The sequence below is a fragment of the Streptomyces sp. WAC03905 genome, assembly GCF_057371075.1.
This window is the reverse complement of record NZ_JBXYDZ010000003.1, coordinates 7,232,449-7,250,361: the sequence shown is the minus strand read 5'-3', so window position 1 is coordinate 7,250,361 and position 17,913 is coordinate 7,232,449. Positions and strand designations below refer to the sequence as shown.

General features: G+C 74.1%; 14 protein-coding genes and 2 pseudogenes. 11 read left to right on the top strand and 5 right to left on the bottom strand.

Going from position 1 to position 17,913, the window contains the following annotated elements:
• Positions 1-217: 217 nt before the first annotated feature.
• From fusA to AC2RP6_RS35265, 6 genes are all read left to right on the top strand, one after another.
• Positions 218-2,290 carry an elongation factor G gene (gene fusA / locus AC2RP6_RS35290; protein WP_486449888.1) on the top strand — a complete coding sequence of 691 codons (2,073 nt, stop codon included), beginning with the start codon at positions 218-220 and terminating at the stop codon, positions 2,288-2,290.
• A gap of 144 nt (positions 2,291-2,434) precedes the next feature.
• Positions 2,435-2,974, top strand: a complete 540-nt coding sequence (locus AC2RP6_RS35285; RefSeq protein ID WP_486450559.1) for a heme-binding beta-barrel domain-containing protein — start codon at positions 2,435-2,437, stop codon at positions 2,972-2,974.
• Between the two features lie 107 nt (positions 2,975-3,081).
• Complete coding sequence (locus AC2RP6_RS35280) at positions 3,082-3,867, top strand: polysaccharide deacetylase family protein (protein WP_486449887.1); 786 nt, start codon at positions 3,082-3,084, stop codon at positions 3,865-3,867.
• 142 nt (positions 3,868-4,009) lie between these two features.
• Positions 4,010-4,468, top strand: a complete 459-nt coding sequence (locus AC2RP6_RS35275; protein ID WP_486449886.1) for a DUF6069 family protein — start codon at positions 4,010-4,012, stop codon at positions 4,466-4,468.
• Between the two features lie 1,666 nt (positions 4,469-6,134).
• Entirely contained in the window at positions 6,135-7,319 is a 1,185-nt protein-coding gene (locus tag AC2RP6_RS35270; protein WP_486449885.1) for an RICIN domain-containing protein, read from the top strand.
• A 147-nt stretch (positions 7,320-7,466) separates the two neighbouring features.
• Complete coding sequence (locus AC2RP6_RS35265) at positions 7,467-8,144, top strand: hypothetical protein (protein WP_486449884.1); 678 nt, start codon at positions 7,467-7,469, stop codon at positions 8,142-8,144.
• A gap of 65 nt (positions 8,145-8,209) precedes the next feature.
• Here AC2RP6_RS35265 and AC2RP6_RS35260 read toward each other — a convergent pair whose 3' ends face one another.
• On the bottom strand, positions 8,210-9,148 hold the full coding sequence (locus AC2RP6_RS35260) for an ATP-grasp domain-containing protein (RefSeq protein WP_486449883.1): 939 nt from the start codon (positions 9,146-9,148) through the stop codon (positions 8,210-8,212).
• A gap of 141 nt (positions 9,149-9,289) precedes the next feature.
• Here AC2RP6_RS35260 and AC2RP6_RS35255 point away from each other — a divergent pair.
• A pseudogene (locus AC2RP6_RS35255) lies at positions 9,290-10,318 on the top strand (endonuclease/exonuclease/phosphatase family protein); the annotation flags it as partial.
• 184 nt (positions 10,319-10,502) lie between these two features.
• Positions 10,503-10,883 carry a hypothetical protein gene (locus AC2RP6_RS35250; protein ID WP_486449882.1) on the top strand — a complete coding sequence of 127 codons (381 nt, stop codon included), beginning with the start codon at positions 10,503-10,505 and terminating at the stop codon, positions 10,881-10,883.
• Between the two features lie 188 nt (positions 10,884-11,071).
• Here AC2RP6_RS35250 and AC2RP6_RS35245 read toward each other — a convergent pair whose 3' ends face one another.
• The 3 genes from AC2RP6_RS35245 to AC2RP6_RS35235 form a co-directional block, all read right to left on the bottom strand.
• On the bottom strand, positions 11,072-11,818 hold the full coding sequence (locus AC2RP6_RS35245; RefSeq protein WP_486449881.1) for an SOS response-associated peptidase: 747 nt from the start codon (positions 11,816-11,818) through the stop codon (positions 11,072-11,074).
• A 53-nt stretch (positions 11,819-11,871) separates the two neighbouring features.
• Positions 11,872-13,830: a helix-turn-helix domain-containing protein gene (locus tag AC2RP6_RS35240; RefSeq protein WP_486449880.1), complete on the bottom strand. Its 1,959-nt coding sequence runs from the start codon at positions 13,828-13,830 to the stop codon at positions 11,872-11,874.
• 157 nt (positions 13,831-13,987) lie between these two features.
• The gene (locus AC2RP6_RS35235; protein WP_486449879.1) at positions 13,988-15,379 is read right to left on the bottom strand and encodes an MFS transporter; all 1,392 of its coding nucleotides are present in this window, start codon (positions 15,377-15,379) and stop codon (positions 13,988-13,990) included.
• Between the two features lie 320 nt (positions 15,380-15,699).
• Between AC2RP6_RS35235 and AC2RP6_RS35230 the strand changes: the two genes are divergently transcribed.
• Positions 15,700-16,350 carry an SGNH/GDSL hydrolase family protein gene (locus tag AC2RP6_RS35230; protein ID WP_486449878.1) on the top strand — a complete coding sequence of 217 codons (651 nt, stop codon included), beginning with the start codon at positions 15,700-15,702 and terminating at the stop codon, positions 16,348-16,350.
• A gap of 140 nt (positions 16,351-16,490) precedes the next feature.
• Positions 16,491-17,041, top strand: a pseudogene (locus tag AC2RP6_RS35225) (hypothetical protein).
• A 177-nt stretch (positions 17,042-17,218) separates the two neighbouring features.
• Here the strand turns inward: AC2RP6_RS35225 and AC2RP6_RS35220 are convergent.
• On the bottom strand, positions 17,219-17,392 hold the full coding sequence (locus AC2RP6_RS35220; protein ID WP_486444947.1) for a CsbD family protein: 174 nt from the start codon (positions 17,390-17,392) through the stop codon (positions 17,219-17,221).
• Between the two features lie 197 nt (positions 17,393-17,589).
• Here AC2RP6_RS35220 and AC2RP6_RS35215 point away from each other — a divergent pair, with 197 nt between their 5' ends.
• The gene (locus AC2RP6_RS35215; protein WP_486449877.1) at positions 17,590-17,910 is read left to right on the top strand and encodes an STAS domain-containing protein; all 321 of its coding nucleotides are present in this window, start codon (positions 17,590-17,592) and stop codon (positions 17,908-17,910) included.
• The last annotated feature ends 3 nt before the right edge of the window (positions 17,911-17,913 follow it).

Genomic DNA, 17,913 nt, shown 5'->3' with positions numbered 1-17,913 from the left:
CGCCCGGTGCCGGCTGCGCGGCCGTCACCGCATGCCTCTGACGCATTTCTAGGCTCCCGTCCCCCTCCCCCGCCGCCCGCCGTACGCACGCCACCGCCCGCCCGGATCCATCACCGGGGTGGTCAGGCGTCCGCGGCCGCCGGTCGGGTGGGTGACGGGCCGTCGTCAGGGGATTCGCGCCGCCCCCTTCATCTCCTCGCTCGAAAGGCCCCGGGCCATGCGCGCCAACGGACGCCCCCTCAGCACCACTTCCCTCACCGCGGTCCGCAATCTGGGCATCCTTGCCCATGTGGATGCCGGCAAGACCACCATCACCGAACGGATCCTGTTCGCGGCCGGCGCCATCCACAAGCGGGGCGAGGTGCACCACGGCACGACCGTCACCGACTACGACCCGCAGGAACGCGACCGCGGCATCACCATCTTCGCCGCGGCCGTGAGCTGCACCTGGGACGGGCACCACGTCAACCTGATCGACACACCCGGACACGTCGACTTCTCCGACGAGGTCGAACGCTCCCTGCGGGTGCTCGACGGCGCCGTCGCCGTGTTCGACGCCGTCGCCGGGGTGGAGCCGCAGAGCGAAACGGTGTGGCGGCAGGCCGACCGGCACGGCGTGCCGCGGATCGCCTTCGTCAACAAGCTGGACCGGGCGGGCGCCGACCTCGACGCCGCGGTCGCGTCGATCCGCCGCCGCCTGGGCGTCGTGCCCCTGGTGGTGCAGCTGCCCATCGGTCAGGAGGACGCCTTCACCGGCGTCGTCGACCTCGTCACCCTGCGCGCGCTGCGCTGGACGGCCGGGTCCGCCGCCTTCGAGGCGGGGCCGGTCCCCGGCCCGCTGCGGGAGGAGGCCGGCCTGCGGCGCAGGCTGCTGGAGGAGACGGTGGCCGAGCTGCACGCCGGGGCCCTGGAGGAGTTCTGCGCGGACTCCGCGCTGAGCGACGGGACGCTGGCGAGGGCCCTGCGGGAGCTGACGCTGCGCGGGGACGGCGTGGTGGTGCTGTGCGGTTCGGCGTACCGCAACCGCGGGATCGAACCGCTGCTGGACGCGGTCGTCGCGTACCTGCCGGCGCCCGCCGACATGCCGCCCGTCCGCGGCGCCGCGGACGGGGCGGAGCAGGAGCGCGCCCCCGATCCGACGGAGCCGTTCGCGGCCCTCGCCTTCAAGGTGACGGCGACGCCGACCGGACGGCTCACCCACCTGCGGGTCTACTCCGGCACGTTGCACAAGGGCGGGACGGTACTGGACGCGGCCACGGGCCGTACGGAGCGGGTGGGCCGGATCCTGCGGGTCCAGGCCGACCGGCACGAGGACAGGGAGGAAGCGGTGGCCGGTGACATCGTCGCCGTGATCGGGCTCAAGTCCGCCCGGGCGGGTACGACCCTGTGCGCGCCGGGTGCGCCCCTGCTGCTCGAACCGCCCACGGTGGCCGAGCCGGTGGTGTCGGTGGCGGTCGAGGCCCGCCGGAACGCCGACACCGGCCGGCTGGCAACGGCGCTGGCGCGGCTGGCGGAGGAGGACCCGTCGCTGGTGGTGCGGACCGACCCGGAGACGGGGCAGACCGTGCTGTCGGGGCTGGGCGAACTGCACCTGGAGGTCGCGGTGGAGAAGATCCGCAGCGGCCACGGGGTGGAGGTCGTCGTGGGCCGCCCGCAGGTCTCGTACCGGGAGACGGTCGTGCGCGGGGTGACCGGCCTGGTCCACCGGCACGTCAAACAGGACGGTGGCGCGGGCCAGTTCGCGCACGTCGTGCTGGACGTCGAAGCGCTGGAGGAGCCGGTCTTCGAGTTCCGCTCGACGGTCGTCGGCGGCCGCGTCCCGCAGGAGTACGCGCGGGCCGTGGAGGCCGGCTGCCGGGACGCGCTCACCGGGGGCCCGCTCGGCGGGTACCCGGTGACGGGGCTGCGCGTCACGCTCACCGACGGGGCGACGCACTCCAAGGACTCCTCGGAGATGGCGTTCCGGGCGGCGGGCCGGTTCGGGCTGCGCGAGGCGCTGCGGCTCAGCGAGATGGAGCTGCTGGAGCCGGTGGTGGAGGTCACGGTGAGCGTCCCGGAGGACGGCGTCGGGGGTGTGCTGGGTGACCTCGCGGCCCGCCGCGGACGGGTCTCGGGCCAGGCCGCCGAAGCCGGCACCGCGGTGATCACGGCTGCCGTACCGCTGGCCGAGCTGTTCGGGTACGCGTCCCGGCTGCGGGGCCGGACCCAGGGCCGGGGCGTCTTCACCACCCGGCCGGCCGGTCTGGCGCCGGTACCGGCCTCGGTCGCGGGGGCCCTGCCCGGCCGGTGACCCGCCCCGCCCTGCTCCGTCCCGTCCCGCTCCTGGCTTCGGCTTCGGCTTCGGGAGCGGGGCGGGGTGCACCGCCTATGCTGCTGCGGGTTCCGCTTCCTTCCGGCGGGGCCTTCCGCAGACAGGTGGGCAGGCAGGGTGAACATGTTCGAGTCGGTGCAGGAGAATCCGTACCCCGACAGCCACGTCCTCGGCGAGGGTCCGGACCCGCATCCGCTGCTGGAGCCGGTGCTGCCGCTGCTGGGGCGCTGGCACGGCCGCGGCCACGGCGAGTACCCGACGCTGGAGGAGGACTTCCGCTACGCGCAGGAGGTCACCTTCAGCCACGACGGACGCCCGTTCCTGCGCTACGAGGCCCGGGCATGGCTGATCGACGCGGCCGGGGCGCCGGTCCGGCCGGCCGGGCGCGAGGCGGGGTGGTGGCGGGTGACGCCCGACGCCTCCCTGGAGGTCGTGCTCGCCCACCCCACCGGCATCGTCGAGACCTACGTGGGGCGGGCGTCCGGTACGAAGTTCGAGATCGAGACCAAGGACGTCTCCCTGACACCGCTGGCCAAGGAGGTCACCGGCACGCGGCGCCGCTACACCGTCCAGGAGGGTGGGATGACGGTCGTTCACGACATGGCCGCCGTGGGCCGGCCCCTCCAGCACCACCTGACGACGCACCTGCGCCGCAGGCCCTGAGGCGAGGGTTCACCCGGCTGCACGGCCGGGGCTGCGCCCGCGCCGGTGGGTGCCGTCGCATAGTCGTGCCAGGCCCGTGGCGACGCGCCGCGCCGGAGGGAGCGACCGTGGTAGACATCGGACGACGCGCCGCCCTGGCGGCGCTGCTCGCGGCAGGGCTCGGCCCGTGCTCGGGCGCCCGCGCCGCGAACGGTACGGCCGGGGCCTCCGGCGCGGCTGTCACGGAGGGTACGGCCCCACCCTCCGGTCCGCGCCCGCCGGCCTCGCTGCTCGGCGACGAGATCCGGCGGTTGCCCACGTCCCGCAAGGTCGTGGCGCTCACCTTCAACGCCGCCTGGGACGAGGCGGGGATCGACACCGTCCTCGCGGAGTTGCGGCAGCGTGCGCTGCCGGCCACTTTCTTCCCGACCGGCGCCTTCGCCGACGCGCACCCGGGCGCGGTCCGCGCGATCGGCGCGGCGCACGGCCTGGGCAACCACTCGTACAGCCACCCCTCCTTCGAGGACCTCGGCACGGCGCAGCGGGTGGAGGAGGTACGCCGCGCCGACGCGGCGATCCGGGCGGCGTCGGGCACGGAGCCGTTGCCGTTCTTCCGCTTCCCCTACAGCGCGACGACCGCGGACTCCGTCGCCGACGTCAACGACCTGGGGTACGCGGCGATCGAATTCACCGCCGACACCAACGGCTACCTCGGCCCGCGGGGCGGCATGACCGTGGAGGCCGCCGCCCGGCGCGCCATCGACGCCCTGACCCCCGGCGCAATCATCCAGATGCACGTCGGCAGCAGCGGCGACGGCATCGTCCTCGATGCCGAGGCCCTCCCCCTGATCATCGACGCCGCCGAGGCCGACGGCTACACGATCACCGACCTCCGCGCGTTCCTGGTGCCGTAGCCGGGCCCGTCGGCTCCGGGGCACATCGCCTCCTGCACGGGGCGGCGGGGGGGCTTGACCTCGAGTGGGGTTGAGGTCGGAGGCTTCTGGGTGTGCCGCGGCCGCATCGGAGCCGGGTACGCCCTACGTTGGGGGAACTCTCATGTCGCACAGTGCTCTTCGGGACTCCGGCTCTTCCGCGGCCGCGGCCGCCGCGCCCTCCGCCCGCCGTTCCGGGTTCGGCCGGTGGAAGGTGCTCCTCGCCGGCGCGGTCGGGGCGGCGGTGGTCAATCTGGTCGTCTTCGCCGTCGCCGGGCTCGCCGGTGCCTCGCTCGTCGTCATGGACGCCGGCGCGGAACACCCGATCACGGTCGGAGGCGTGATCGGTTCGTCCGTCGTCCCGCTGGTCGCAGGGGCGGGCGCCGCCCTGCTGCTGGCCCTGTGGAAGCCGGTCTTCCTGCGGATCGCGCAGTACGTGGGCACGGGTCTGGCGCTCCTGTCGGTCGCCGGCCCGTTGTCGGCCGACGCGGACGGCGGGACCGTCGTGGCCCTGACCCTCATGCACATCACCCTCGGTGCCGCGGTCTTCACCACCCTGGAGCTGCTCCGCCGCCACCGCTGACCCCGCCGAAAACCCGGTGCGTGGTGGGGGCGGACCCCCACGTGGTGCGCTGGGCCGCCGTCGGCGACCCGTGCTTCGGGCCCGTCACGGCGGAAGCGGTCGGGTTCGGGTTCGGGTTCGGGTTCGACAGCATGCTCAGGCTCGACCCACGGGAGTCGGCCGTGTTCACGGTGGAGAACCGGGGCGACGGACAGGTGATCGGCATGGCCGACTACGGCGCGTACGGGCGGGTTCGGACGCTGGACTCCTGGTTCAGCAGCGGGGACGGCCCCGAACCGGCAGCGGCCCCGACGAGGCAACGCGCGAGCCGCGGGCGCCGCCGGGCGCCGGGACCCGTACCCCGGTCAGGCACCGGACCCGGCCCGACTGCGGGCGGTGGTCGCCGCTTTCCGCGCGACCGGGCGGGTTCCGGCAAGCCCCCGTACGGCAACCTCCCGTGCGCGTACGGGAGGCGACGGACCGTCGGACCCGAAGCGGCGCCGCCGACCCTCACCGCTCGTGACGGAGAGAATTCGGCAGGTAGTAATTAGGTGAATTCCTGACTGAATTCCCGTCAACAAGCTTCCGCATCGTATCTCGATTTGATAACAACCCACCCCGAAAGGACTGGACCTTTCCCGCGCGACGCGCGTAACTCCGTTTTATTTATGGCAAGTTGAGTGTTCGTCAAATCATGCCGACAGGTAACGGAATGATTTCCCGGACCACGCCCCCGTTTGTCCGAATTCTCCGCAGCAATCGTCTGGCAGGCTTCCGCGCACCCCACAAGTACGACAACGATTTGAGGTGCCCATGACAGGACGTCGCAGACGCACTGCAACCGATCACCGCCGCAAACCCCGGCGTTTGATACTCGCCACCGCCGCCGTGGCAGCGGGGGCGGTGATCGCCGCGGGCATCGCCTACTCCGGGCTCGGCGACGGTGCCCAGGCCGCCGGATCCGTCGAGGCCGCCGCCTCCGCTCCGGCCGCCGCCCCCGCCCGGGACCAGGAGCCGGAACCCCTTTCCGCCGCGCCCGCGAACGAGAACGCGCGCGGCATGGTGTACGACGGCCTGCAGCCCGCGCCCAAGGGTGACCGCTGCGTCGGCGTCTACCGCACCGGGGACGGGCTGTGCACCCACGGCCCCGACGCCCCGCCGAAGGGCGTCGACATCACGAAGGAGATCGCGCCGGCAGTCAAGGAGACGGCCCCCGCGGCCGATCCGGCCAAGCCCTCCACCGACGACCCGGCCTCCAAGGAAGGCGGCGGGCGTCCTCAGGACGCGCCCGCGGCCGACGCCGCCGCCACCAAGGCCACCGCGCCCGCGCCCGCCGCCGCCGAGGGCGGCCAGGCCGTCGCAGCGGGCCCCGCCGGCCAGACCGTCCAGTGCGACGGCGACGGCAGCACCGGCAACCGCGTGCAGGTCGTGTACGTCCACGCCCCGGGCAAGGACCGCTACTCCGAGTACGTCGCCTCGTTCCGCAAGTGGGCGGCCGACGCCGACCTCATCTACTCGGCGAGCGCCAAGGAGACCGGCGGCGTCCGGCACATCCGCTACGTGACCGCCGCGGACTGCACCCCCACGGTGCTCAACATCGAGCTTCCCGGCCAATGCCCTGGCCGAGTTCAGCGCGACCAACAACGCGCTCGCCGCCAAGGGCCTCGACCGCCGCGACCGCAAGTACATGATCTTCGCCGACAGCCAGGTCTACTGCGGCATCGGCACCTTCGCGGGCGACGAGCGTCCCGGCCAGGCCAACCAGAGCAATTTCGGCCCGTCCTACGGACGCACCGACTCGGGCTGCTGGGGCGGTCACACCGCCGCGCACGAGCTGGGCCACAACCTGGGCGCCGTCAACAACAGCGCCCCGAACACCAGCCGCGGCGCGCACTGCACCGACGAGTACGACGTCATGTGCTACTCGGACACCCCGTACTACCCGCAGATGCGCAACGTCTGCACCAACCAGGCGTCCGAGAACATCCTGGACTGCAACCACGACGACTACTTCCACACCAGTCCCAAGGCCGGCAGCTACCTGGCCACGCACTGGAACATCGCGGACAACCAGTTCCTGATGAAGACCAAGGGCGGTGGCGGCGGCACGGACCCGGGTCCCAACCCGTCCCCGACGCCCACCAAGAAGCCCTCGCCCACGCCGACGAAGAAGCCCACCGGCGGCCCGACGGCGACGGCGGCCCAGATCCAGTCCACCTCCGTCGTGGTGAGCTGGCCGAAGGTCGAGGGCACCGCCTGGTACCAGGTGATGCTGAACGGCAAGCACCTGGCCTGGGTCCAGTCGCAGGTGCTGCGCATCTACAACCTCCAGCCCAACACCTCGTACACGGTGACCGTGTCCGCCCGTGACGGCTCCGGCCGCGACACCGGCCCCGGCAAGGCCGCGACGTTCCGTACGACCGGCGCCGGCGGCGGGGCCACCACCCCGGGCAGCCGCTACACGCTCGGCAACGGCAGCACCGGCATGGCGGCCGAGGTGTGGGGCGGCCGCACCGCCGACGGCACCGTCCTCGTCGGAGGCCGCGCCAACGGCTATGCCCAGCAGCAGTGGTACTTCGACGACGCGGGCAGCGGTCAGGTCCGTATCCGGTCCGCGGCCTCCGGGAAGTGCCTCCAGCCGGGCGGCGCACCCGCCGCGGGCATGTGGGTCTCCCAGCAGCCCTGCGACAAGAACAACGCCGCGCAGGCCTGGAAGCTGACGTCCCGCGCCGGCGCGGTCACCGTGACGGACCCGAGCGGCGGCTTCGCCCTCACCGTCAGCAACCGCCCCTACTACGGGAACTGGCTGCTCGACCTGCAGCGCGCGGACGGCCGCGCGGCGCAGGCCTGGACCCTCCAGAAGTCCGGCTGAGCACTGCCGCCACGCCCGGTGCCGGAGCGCCCCCCGCGCCCCGGCACCGGGACCACCCCGTGACGCCGTGATCCCGCCCCGGCGGACGGCCGCCCCCCGTGCGGCCGTCCGCCGGTTTCCCCTCATCTCGACCGGAGCACCCCGACGATGCGCATACGAATCGCTCTCTCCGCCACCCTGGCCGCACTCGGTCTCATGTTCCTGGTCCCCGCTGCGGCCCACGCCCACGGGGACACCTTGAAGGTGGTGGTGACCGGACAACGCGCCGGCCACGTCACCGCCGACATCACCTGGGAGAACGACGGGGACGCCGTCGACGAGACGGTCGCCGCGACCGTGAACGCGGTCAGCCCCGACGGCTCCCGCACGATGGGCCCCTGGCGCCTGGTCCGCGACCCGGCGGCGGCGCCCGCCGGCTGGACCACGGCCGAGGCCCTGCCGCCGGGTTCGTGGAAGGTCAGCGTCGAGGTGGGTTTCCCCGCGCTCGGCAAGGGTGAACTCGAAGTCGGCGTGCCCGTGGTGGACCCGGCTCCGACCACCGGCGCGGGGACCACGGCCACCGGGACGGCGGACTCCGCGACCGGCGGCACCCCGGCCGTCTCGGCCCCGAACCCCGCCTCCGCCTCCGGTTCCGACGCCGCGGCGGGCCCGGCGGCTTCGCCGTCCCCCGCTCCGGCTCCGTCCGGGTCGCAGGCGGCCTCCGGTACCGAGGGTGCCGCCGTCTGGTGGACCACGGCGGGTGTGGCGGCGACCGCCCTGCTGGGAGCGGGCGTGGGCCTGCTGCTGCGCCGGCGGCGGATGCGGGGTGCGTGCAGGACGTCGTAGCGGGCGGATGACCTGTCGGCCGACGGGCGGCGGCCGACGGGGGTGTCGCCCAGGTCCTCCCCCAGCTACCGCTGGGAGGTGCCCCCTGGCCGACGGGACTCCGACGGCACTCCCCGGGCCGTCGCTCCGCGGGCCGCCTCCGCCACCGCCCGGGCGAGCCGGTCCGGCCCGCCCGGGTCGAGGCCCAGGAACAGGTTCGGCTCGATGAGTTCCAGTTCCATGAGCACCGGACCCCCGGCCGCGTCCAGGACGAGGTCCACCCGGGCGAACAGCGGTTCGCCCGGGGTGGGAGCCGCCGCGAGCGCCGCCCTCGCCGTCCGCAGCTCCGCTTCGGTCGGCGTGTGCGGCGCCGCCCCGGGGTGCGCCACGCGGGAGTTGTCCATCTCCCCCGGCACCGTCAGCAGGGCCTGTTTGCGGATCGCGTGGCTGAAGGACCCGGCGATGAAGACCAGGGCCCGCTCCCCCTCCTCCACCAGCGGCATGTACGGCTGGACCAGCGCGGTGCGGCCCTGTTCGAGCAGCATGCGGGCGTGTCGTTCGGCGTCGGCCCCGCGGCCGGGCGCATAGCGGGCGGTGTCCCGTGCTCCCGCGGAGACGGACGGTTTGACGACCACTCCGTGCGCCCCGTCGAAGTCCTCCCTGGCGTAGGTGTCGCCGGGTGCGATGCGGCGCGTGGGCACCACGGGGACCCCGCGCGCGGCGAGGTCGAGCAGGTAGCGCTTGTCGCTGTTCCAGCGCACCAGCGGTGCGGGGTTCCACAGCCGGGTGACGCGGGCCGCGGCGTCGGCCCAGGACAGGAACTCCTCGACGCGTCCCACGTAGTCCCACGTCGAGCGGATGACGGCCAGGTCGTACCCGGCCCATCCGCGCGGGGGGTCCGCGTCCCACGCCACCGGCTGCGCGGACAGGCCCGCCGCGTGCAGGGCGGCCAGCAGCAGCGGCAGATCGGCGTCCTGGTCCTGTCCGGTCGCGCTCGTCACGACGGCGACCCTCGCTGCACCCATGCGGCTCTCCCGTCCTCCCGCCCGGCCGCCTGCGGCCGGGGGTCCCGTCACTGTCGCACGGGCCCTCCCGCGGACCTGCCGGGCCGCGTGCGCCGGTCCGGACGGGAACCCGGGCGGCGGATCCCGCGTCGTAGCGGCTGGATGCTCCGCGAAGGCAGGGGGCCGGGACGGATGGGCGGGGCTTCGGTGACACGGGCGGGTCGCGAGAGGGGCGACGGCACGCGCGGCGGAAGCCGGTGGCGGTGGCGGGCGGCCCCGGCGGCGGGGCGGGGGCGCGTCCTGGCGGCGCTCGCGGTACTGACCGCCGCCCTGCTGACGTTCCACTCCGCCGTGCCCAATGCGGTGGGCCGCCTCGGCAGCCTGCTGGAGGCGTTCCTGCCCTGGCTGGGCCTCGCCGTTCCGCTGCTGCTCGTGGCAGCGCTCGTACGCCGCTCCGCCGTCGCCCTGGTGGCCCTGCTGCTGCCCGCACTGGCGTGGGCGGGACAGTTCGGCGGGCTGCTCCTTCCGGCGGACCGCGGTCCGGGCGACCTGACCGTGGTCCAGCACAACGTCAGTGACGAGAACCCGGACCCGGCGGGCACCGCGGCAGCGCTGGCCGGGGCCGCGCCCGACCTCATCGCCCTGGAGGAGCTGACCGGCCCCGCCCTGCCGGTGTACGCGCAGGCCCTGGCGTCCCGCTATCCGCACCACGCGGTCGAGGGCACGGTCGGCCTCTGGTCGAGGTACCCGCTGACGGGCGCACGGCACCTGGACATCAAGCCGGCGGGGATCGGGGAGGGCTGGAGCCGCGGCCTGCGGGCGGGCGTACGAACGCCGCAGGGCGAGATCGCCGTGTACGTCGCGCACCTGCCCTCGGTCCGCATCCGGCCGTCCGGCTTCGCCTCGCGGCCGCGGGACGAGAGCGCGGGGCTGCTGGGCGCGGCGGTCGCCGCCGAGCCCGTCGACCGGGTGGTGGTGCTCGGTGACCTCAACGGCACCGTGGACGACCGCGGGCTGGCTCCGGTGACCTCGCGGGCGCGAGGGCCGCGGCGGGGGTTCGCCCTCAGCTGGCCCGCGTCCTTCCCGGTCTCCCGGATCGACCAGGTCCTGGCCCGCTCGGCGGTCGTCGACGACATCCGCACGCTGCCCGCCACGCGGAGCGACCACCTGCCGGTGATGGCCCGCATCACCCTGGACCGGCCGCCTGCCTCATGGGCGGACGGCGATCGCGGTCTTCCCGCGAACCCGACCGCTCCTCAGGTACCGGGACGGCGTCGGGCACTTCGGCCGACCGACAGGTGCGGAAAGGTGCGGTCGAGGACCGGGGTGCCGGAGCCGGCCCCGATGAGGTCCGTGAGACCCGCAGGTCGCTGTGGTGCTGCCGCATGACGGCGAGCGGGCGCAGGCGCCGGCCTCCCGCGAAGAGGGCAACAGGAGGGCGCCCGGCCGGCGTCCGCTGCCGCCGCGCCACCGGCCGCCCGCTGTCACCGCCCTCAACGCCCCCAACGCCCTGCGCGATGTCGGCCGGGTCCGGGCCGGGCAGCGCGTCCTCGTACTGGGCGCCTCGGGCGGCGTCCACACGTACGCCGTACAGCCGGCCAAGGCCTTCGGGGCCGCACGTCACCGGGGTGTGCAGCGCCGCCAGGACGGACTTGGTCCGTCCTGCGGCGCCGACGGGACCGTCGACTTGGCGCGGACGGGCCCGACGGCCGCCACCCGTCGGGCGAAGGTCCGTGCCGGGCGTCCGCACGCGTGACGCCCGGAGGCCGAACACGGGGCGCAGTGCGTCGGGCAGGCCCGTCACGGGGTGCCGGCCGCCCTGGCCGACCGCGGCGGCGCGGATCCGGCAGGACGAAGGCCGGTCGGACGGCGTTGTTCGATCCGGAACCGGTCCGTGGGACGGTGACGTGCAGCGCGATCGAGGCGGCGGCGGCCGAGCCGGTGTCACTCCGCTGCGGGGTCCGCGGGGTCGTCGAGGAGCTGCGGCCCGTTGTTGCGCACGTTGTTGACCGCCGTCGACACGGCGCGGACGTCCAGCCGGCCGCCGCCGGGGGCCGCGAGGAGGGCGCGCAGCTCGTCCGCGTCCTGGTGCGAGGGGTCGAGCCAGGCCTCGTAGTCGGCCGGGGCGAGTGCGAGCGGCATGCGCGGGTGGACACGGCCGGCGGCGTCGGTCGCCTCGGTGGTGATGATCGTGCAGGTCGCCCACCACGCCGCCGGATCGTCGTCGTCGGCCACGCCCGGGTCGCGCCAGAACTCGTAGAGCCCGGCCATCGCCATGACCGAGCCGTCCTCGGGGCGGATGAAGTACGGCTGCTTGTACGCCTTCGCCCCGGCGGAGGCGGGGACGGCCTGCCACTCGTAGAACCCGTCCGCCGGCAGCAGGCAGCGGCGCTTGGCGAAGGCGCGGCGGTAGGCCGGCTTCTCGTGCACCGTCTCCACCCGCGCGTTGATCATCTTCGCGCCGCCCGTCGCGCTCTTCGACCACGAGGGCACCAGGCCCCATCGCAGCGGCCGCAGCGTGCGTTCCAGCAGCCCGCTCTCCCGGTCGGCGCGCTCCAGCACCGCCCAGACCGCGTCGGTGGGGGCGACGTTCCAGCTGGGCTCCGGCGCGTCCGCCGGATCCGGGGGCGCCGCCCGGAACAGTCCGGAGAGGTCCTCGGGACCACGGGTGGAGACGTAACGGCCGCACATGCCTTCCACCCTGCCACGTGTCGCCGCCTCCCGGGGGCTGCGCCGCGAACGGGTCACGCGGGCGGGGCGGAGGGCGGGCCGGAAGCGTCCGCTCCCTGTACGCGCAGGATCTGGAGGGCGAGCTGCAGCTCCAGGGCCCGGTCGGGGCGCGGCCAGTCGCGGCCGAGCAGCCGGCCGATCCGCTCCAGCCGCTGCACGACGGTGTTGACGTGCACGTGGAGGGCCTCGGCGGTCCTGGACGGGCTCGTACCCGCGTCGAAGTGGGTGCGGAGGGTGTGGACGAGTTCGGTGCCGCGCCGCGCGTCGTAGTCGAGCACGGGGCCCAGGGTCCGGCGCACGTAGCCGCCGAGGTCCGTCTGGTCGCCGAGCAGCACGCCGAGGAAGCCGAGGTCGCCCAGGGCGGCGCCGGATCCCTCCCGGCCCAGCGCGCGCAGGGCGGTCCGGCAGCGCAGGGCTTCGGCGTGGACGTCGGGGAACCGCCCGGGGCCGGTGACCGGTCCGGCGGCGCCGACGGTGACGGGGGCGGCGAGGGCCTGGCCCAGGTCGCGGGCGAGGCCCGCGGCGGCCGGCCCGGGCTGTTCGGCGGGCAGGACGAGGACCACGTCGTCGTGGTGCGGGCCGGCCAGGCCCTTGCGGGCGTGCGCGACCCGGGCGGCGGCGGTGAGGAGCCGCTGCCGGGGGGCGGTGGTGGAGTGCAGGACGAACACCGCGTGCGGCTGGTGCAGGTTCACGCCGACCCGGCGGGCGCGTGCGGGCAGGCCGGCGGGGTCGGCGGCTCCGGTGAGGAGGTCGCCGAGGAGTTCGCCGCGGACCCGGTCCTCGGTCTCGGCGACCGAGCGCCGCTGGAGCAGCAGCAGAGCCGTGACGACCCCGGCGCGCTCGAAGAGGCGGCGGTCGGCCTCGCCGAGGTCGGGGCGGCCGGTGAGGGCGATGCTGCCGAGCAGTTCGGGGCCGGCCAGGACCGCGCACACCCAGGTGCCGTCGGCGGGCACGGCGCGCCCGCCGGCCCGGGACGCGGCGACGGCCGACTGCGGCGGCGGCCCGGCATCGGTGGCGGCGCGGGCGAGTTCGGCGCCGTCGGCGTCGTGGATCAGGGTGCCGCCCTGGAGGACGGCGCCGATGGCGGTGGCGACGTCGGTGATGTCGGCGCCGCGCAGGACCAGGTCCGTCAGCCGGTCGTGGGCGTCCTCGGCACGCCGCATGGCGTCGCTGTGCGCCTCGATGGTCCGCGAGGCCTCGTTGAGGTCGACGAGGGCGCTGCGGGTCTCGTCGAGCAGGCGGGCGCTGTCGATGGCGATGGCGGCGTGGTCGGCGAGGGAGGACAGGAGCGCGACCTCGTCGGGCGTGAAGGCGCGGGTGGTGCGGTCCGCCGCGTACAGGACGCCGATCACCCGGGTGCCCAGGCGCAGCGGTACGCCCAGGATGGCCCTCAGTCCCTCCTCCGTGACGGCGTCGTCGATGGTCGTGGTGTGGCGGAAGCGCCGGTCGTCGCGGTAGTCACCGGTGGAGTAGGGGCGGGCCGTCTCGGCGACCAGACCGCCGAGGCCCTCCCCCATGCCCAGCCTGACCTGCTGGAACGCGGCGGAGACCGAGCCGTCGGTCACCCGCATGTAGGTGTCGCCCGCCTCGTCGTCATTGAGGGACAGGTAGGTGACATCGGTACCGAGGAGCAGTTTGGCGCGGTGGACGATGGCTCTGAGCACGGCGTCCAGGTCCCTGAGGCGGGCCAGGTCTCCGGCGGTGTCGAAGAGCGCGGCGAGTTCGGCCTCGCGGCGGCGGTGCTGGCTGAGTGTGCGGCGGATGCGGAGTGCGACCCGGGTGGCTTCCGCCACCACCGCCGCGTCGCCTTCGTCGAGGTGCGGGCCGGGGGCCGGCGCGGCGGGCGGTGCGAACTGCTCGGCCGGCGCGCCCCGGTCGAGCAGGTCCAGCAGGTGCCGCAGGTACAGGAGCGCGCTCCCGGCCTGGCCGGATGCGGGGCTCGCGGTGGTTCCGGTGGTTCCGGTGGTGGGCATCGGGCGCTCTCCGTCGTGGTGGTGGACGCGCACGGACCGGCGGGACCGGTGCGCGCGGCCGGAGTCGGCCGGCGCGCGCGATCCGCTTCGGCCGGCGCCCGCCGGTCCGGTTCGGCGGTCGTCCCGCGGCCGGGTCAGCCGTCGGCCCGCGGCCCGTTCAGCCGTCGGCCCCCACCGGTGCGGGCCCGGTCGTGCGCGGAGCCGGTACCGGGCCGTCCGCAGGGGCGTGTTCGCGGGTCAGGCTACGCCCGCGGGTCTCCTTCGCGACCAGGACGGTCAGTGTGGTCACCGCCGCGGCCGCGCCAAGGTAGATCGAGACGGGCACGGAGGAGTCGTAGTCCTTGAGGAGGGCCACGGCGACGATCGGGGCGAGCGCGCCACCGACGATCGACGCGAGCTGGGAGCCCATCGAGGCACCGGAGTAGCGGACCTCGGTGGCGAACATCTCGGAGATGAACGCGGCCTGCGGTCCGTACATCGCGCCGTGCAGGAGCAGTCCGACGGTCACGGCGGCGACGATCACCGGGAAGGACCCGGAGTCCAGCATCGCGAAGAAGGCGAACGCCCAGCCGATCATGCCGACCGAGCCGATGAGGGTGACGGGGCGGCGGCCGATGCGGTCGGAGAGCGCACCCCAGGCCGGGATGGCGGCAAAGTGGACGGCGGAGCCGATCAGGACGGCGTTCAGGCCGTCGCTCTTGGGCAGCCCGAGGTGGCTGGTGACGTAGACGAGGAGGAACGCGGTGATGACGTAGTAGGAGATGTTCTCGCCGAGGCGCGTGCCGACGGCCGTCAGCACACCGCGCCAGTTCGTACGGAACACCTCCGTCACGGGCGCCTTCGCCCTGACCCCGGCGGCGGCCTGCCGGTCCGCCCGGGCCCGGGCCTCCAGGAAGACGGGGGACTCCGAGACGGAGATCCGGATCCACAGGCCGATCATGACCAGCACGCCGGAGAGCAGGAAGGGGATGCGCCAGCCCCAGGCGAGGAAGGCCTCGTCGGACTGTACGGCGGCGAGGAGGGCGAGTACGCCGGTGGCCAGCAGGTTGCCGCCGGGCGCCCCCGCCTGCGGCCAGGAGGCCCAGAAACCGCGGTTGCGGTCGTCGCCGTGCTCGGAGACGAGCAGCACGGCGCCGCCCCACTCACCGCCGAGCGCGAAGCCCTGGATCAGGCGCAGGAGGGTGAGCAGGACGGGTGCGGCAACGCCGATGTCGGCGTGGGTGGGCAGCAGGCCCATGGCGAAGGTGGCGCCGCCCATGAGGAGCAGGCTGAGGACGAGGAGCCGCTTGCGGCCGATCTTGTCGCCGTAGTGGCCGAAGACGAGACCGCCGAGGGGGCGGGCCGCGAAGCCGATCGCGTAGGTGAGGAAGGCCAGGAGGGTCCCGACGAGCGGTTCGCTGTCGGGGAAGAACAGCTCGTTGAAGACGAGCGCGGCGGCCGAGCCGTAGAGGAAGAAGTCGTACCACTCGATGGTGGTCCCGATCAGGCTCGCTGCGACGATGCGCGTCAGTCGTCCGGGGTTCGTGGATGCGGGTGTTGCGGCGGCCATGGCTACCCATTCCGAGAGGTTCGGGGGACGTCGTCGTGTCGCCACACCATAGGAACGCCCAGGTCGACGGCACATGTGGCGCGTCGCCATACTTCGCGGCCGCCGCATGTGGAGCCCGCCCATCGTCCGCCCGGTGCGATCCGGGCCCGTCCTGCCGGGGCTGTCGCGTCCGGGCGCCCGGCGGGCCGTCCGGACGCCATCACCCCGGACCGCCCGGTGACGAACCATGGCCCACGCCTATCGCCGGAGGCTCGGGCACCGCTAGAAGTGTGACGCTTCAACAACTCCTTTTCCCCACAACATTCCAGGGAGTTTTTGTCATGTCCGCGACATTATGGAGACGGGGCCTGCCCGCTCGGTTCGCCCCGGTGACCGCGACCACCCTCGGCCCGGCCCAGGAGGCCTCCGCGACCCCGGCCGCGGGAGAGCGCTTCGTCGCGCTCGGCGACTCGTACTCCTCGGGGATGGGCGCCGGAAGCTACCTGTCCGACAGCGGCAGCTGTCAGCGCAGCAGCAAGGCCTACCCCTCCCTGTGGGCGGTGGCCAACGCCCCGGCCTCGTTCTCCTTCACCGCCTGTTCGGGAGCCACGACCGGTACGGTCAAGAGCGGTCAGCCGAGCCCGCTCAACAGCTCCACCACGCTCGTCAGCGTCACCGCCGGCGGGAACGACGTGGGATTCGCCGACGTCATGCAGACCTGCGTCCTGCAGAGCGCGGCGACGTGCGTGAACGCCGTGAACAAGGCCGTCGCGCAGATCACCAACACCCTGCCCGGCAGTCTGTCCTCCCTCTACGGCACCATCCGCGGCAGGGCGCCCCTGGCACACGTCGTGGACGCATTCACCGGCCACGAGATCTGCTCGGGCGCCGCCCGGCTGCACAGCGTCTCGGTGCCCGTCTCCAACAGCTACCACCCCACGGCCGCCGGCCACTCGGGCGGATACCTGCCCGCCTTCCGCTCCGCCGTCTGACCCACCCCGGACGACATCCGCAGGGCCTGCCGCACGCCGGGTGGTCCACGCGGGTAGACCGCCGTGGTCCACCCACCGTTCCCCGCCCCGCCCCGCCCCGCCATCCGTGCCCGGACATCCGAACACCCGAAGGAAGGCCCATGACGCTCCCCCAGTCTGCGACAGGCCGCCGCACTCGGCGCACATCGCTCCGCTCCGCCCTCACCGCTTTCGCCCTCGTCGTGGGCGTGCTGCTCGCCCCCGGCGTCGGCGTCGTCGGCGGGGCGGGCGAGGCCCACGCGGCCACCAAGGTCAGCCATGCCACGGCGACGTCCCTGTTCCGCGGCTCCGGCATCACCTGGTCCTCCTCCGGGGCTGCTCGGACCGCAACAACCCGACCTGCACCTCCTTCGAGCAGCTCAACCTCACCACGGCGAAGGGCGCCCAGACCCTCAGGAGCGCCAGCGGCTGCGCTCTGAACATCACCGGCGGCACGGAAACCGGGCACGCCGGCGGCACGTACTCGCACTGGAACGGCTACAAGCTCGACTTCAGCGCGTACGCGTGCGTCGAGAGCTACATCAAGAGCACCTTCACCTACATCGGCGTACGTAGTGACGGCGCCCCGCAGTGGAAGTCGGGGGCGGGCAACGTCCACGCCGACGAGGGCAACCACTGGGACGTCACCTTCTACACCTGCGGCGGCTGCTGACCCACGTCTGCCCGCCCCCAGCCGGGCGGGCAGGTCGGGGTGGAAGCTCAGCCGGGGCTCCTCGCAGCCCGGGGCTTCGCCGGATCGCCGGGGGCTTACCGTACAGCGCGGCTGGGCCCCGACCCTGGGGGAAGAGGTCGGGGCCCGGCGTGCGTCACGGGGATGTGCGGTCCGCGGTCAGGGGCGGAACACGTCCTTGACGTCTTCCTTGGCGTGGCGGGCCTTGCCCCTGGCCTGCTCGGCCTCGCCCTCGGCGGTCATCCGCTCGTTGCCGACGGCCCGGCCCAGGGCCTCCTTGGCCTTGCCCTTCGCCTGCTCGGCGTGCGCCTTGCTCTTCTCCGTGCCCGACATCGGGGACCTCCTCGTGGTCGTACCGGCTTGGTCGTGACCGCTCTCCTGCTCCCGATCCCCGCCCGCAAACCCCGGCCGACGCGTCCGTTCGGAGGTGCAGGTGGGGGTGGGGGTGTCACTTCGGGGGTGAAGCCCGTACGGTCACCGGTGAAGAGTTCGGTGTGGCCGCCCCGCAGGGCGTGGGCTGGAGGGCGCGTATGAAGGTGCCGAAGGTGACGGTCCGCTCGGGGACGGGCGCGGTGAGGGAGGTCGTCTGCTCCGGAGAGTTCGATGTGGACTCGGTCGGGCAGCTGGCGGAGGCCTGCCTGCCGGAGGCCGGTGATACGAGGGGTCTGGTGATCGACGTCTCCCAGGTCGCGTTCGCCGATTCCTCCTTCCTCAACGTCCTGATCCGGGTGCACAACAGCGGTCCGCTGGTGCTGGCGGGGCCGCTGCCGCGGCAACTGCGCCGCCTGTTGGAGATGACCGGCGCGCTGTCCCTCTTCGACGTACGGGACGACGACGCCGGAAGGGCCTGAGCG

Excerpts from the sequence above, each read along its gene's own strand:
- AC2RP6_RS35245 (WP_486449881.1), bottom strand. The coding sequence starts at position 11,818 with ATGTGCGGCCGTTACGTCTCCACCCGTGGTCCCGAGGACCTCTCCGGA.
- AC2RP6_RS35220 (WP_486444947.1), bottom strand. The coding sequence starts at position 17,392 with ATGTCGGGCACGGAGAAGAGCAAGGCGCACGCCGAGCAGGCGAAGGGC.
- AC2RP6_RS35235 (WP_486449879.1), bottom strand. The coding sequence starts at position 15,379 with ATGGCCGCCGCAACACCCGCATCCACGAACCCCGGACGACTGACGCGC.
- AC2RP6_RS35285 (WP_486450559.1), top strand. The coding sequence starts at position 2,435 with ATGTTCGAGTCGGTGCAGGAGAATCCGTACCCCGACAGCCACGTCCTC.
- AC2RP6_RS35270 (WP_486449885.1), top strand. The coding sequence starts at position 6,135 with ATGATCTTCGCCGACAGCCAGGTCTACTGCGGCATCGGCACCTTCGCG.
- AC2RP6_RS35240 (WP_486449880.1), bottom strand. The coding sequence starts at position 13,830 with ATGCCCACCACCGGAACCACCGGAACCACCGCGAGCCCCGCATCCGGC.
- AC2RP6_RS35275 (WP_486449886.1), top strand. The coding sequence starts at position 4,010 with ATGTCGCACAGTGCTCTTCGGGACTCCGGCTCTTCCGCGGCCGCGGCC.
- fusA (WP_486449888.1), top strand. The coding sequence starts at position 218 with ATGCGCGCCAACGGACGCCCCCTCAGCACCACTTCCCTCACCGCGGTC.
- AC2RP6_RS35215 (WP_486449877.1), top strand. The coding sequence starts at position 17,590 with ATGAAGGTGCCGAAGGTGACGGTCCGCTCGGGGACGGGCGCGGTGAGG.
- AC2RP6_RS35260 (WP_486449883.1), bottom strand. The coding sequence starts at position 9,148 with ATGGGTGCAGCGAGGGTCGCCGTCGTGACGAGCGCGACCGGACAGGAC.
- AC2RP6_RS35265 (WP_486449884.1), top strand. The coding sequence starts at position 7,467 with ATGCGCATACGAATCGCTCTCTCCGCCACCCTGGCCGCACTCGGTCTC.
- AC2RP6_RS35230 (WP_486449878.1), top strand. The coding sequence starts at position 15,700 with ATGTCCGCGACATTATGGAGACGGGGCCTGCCCGCTCGGTTCGCCCCG.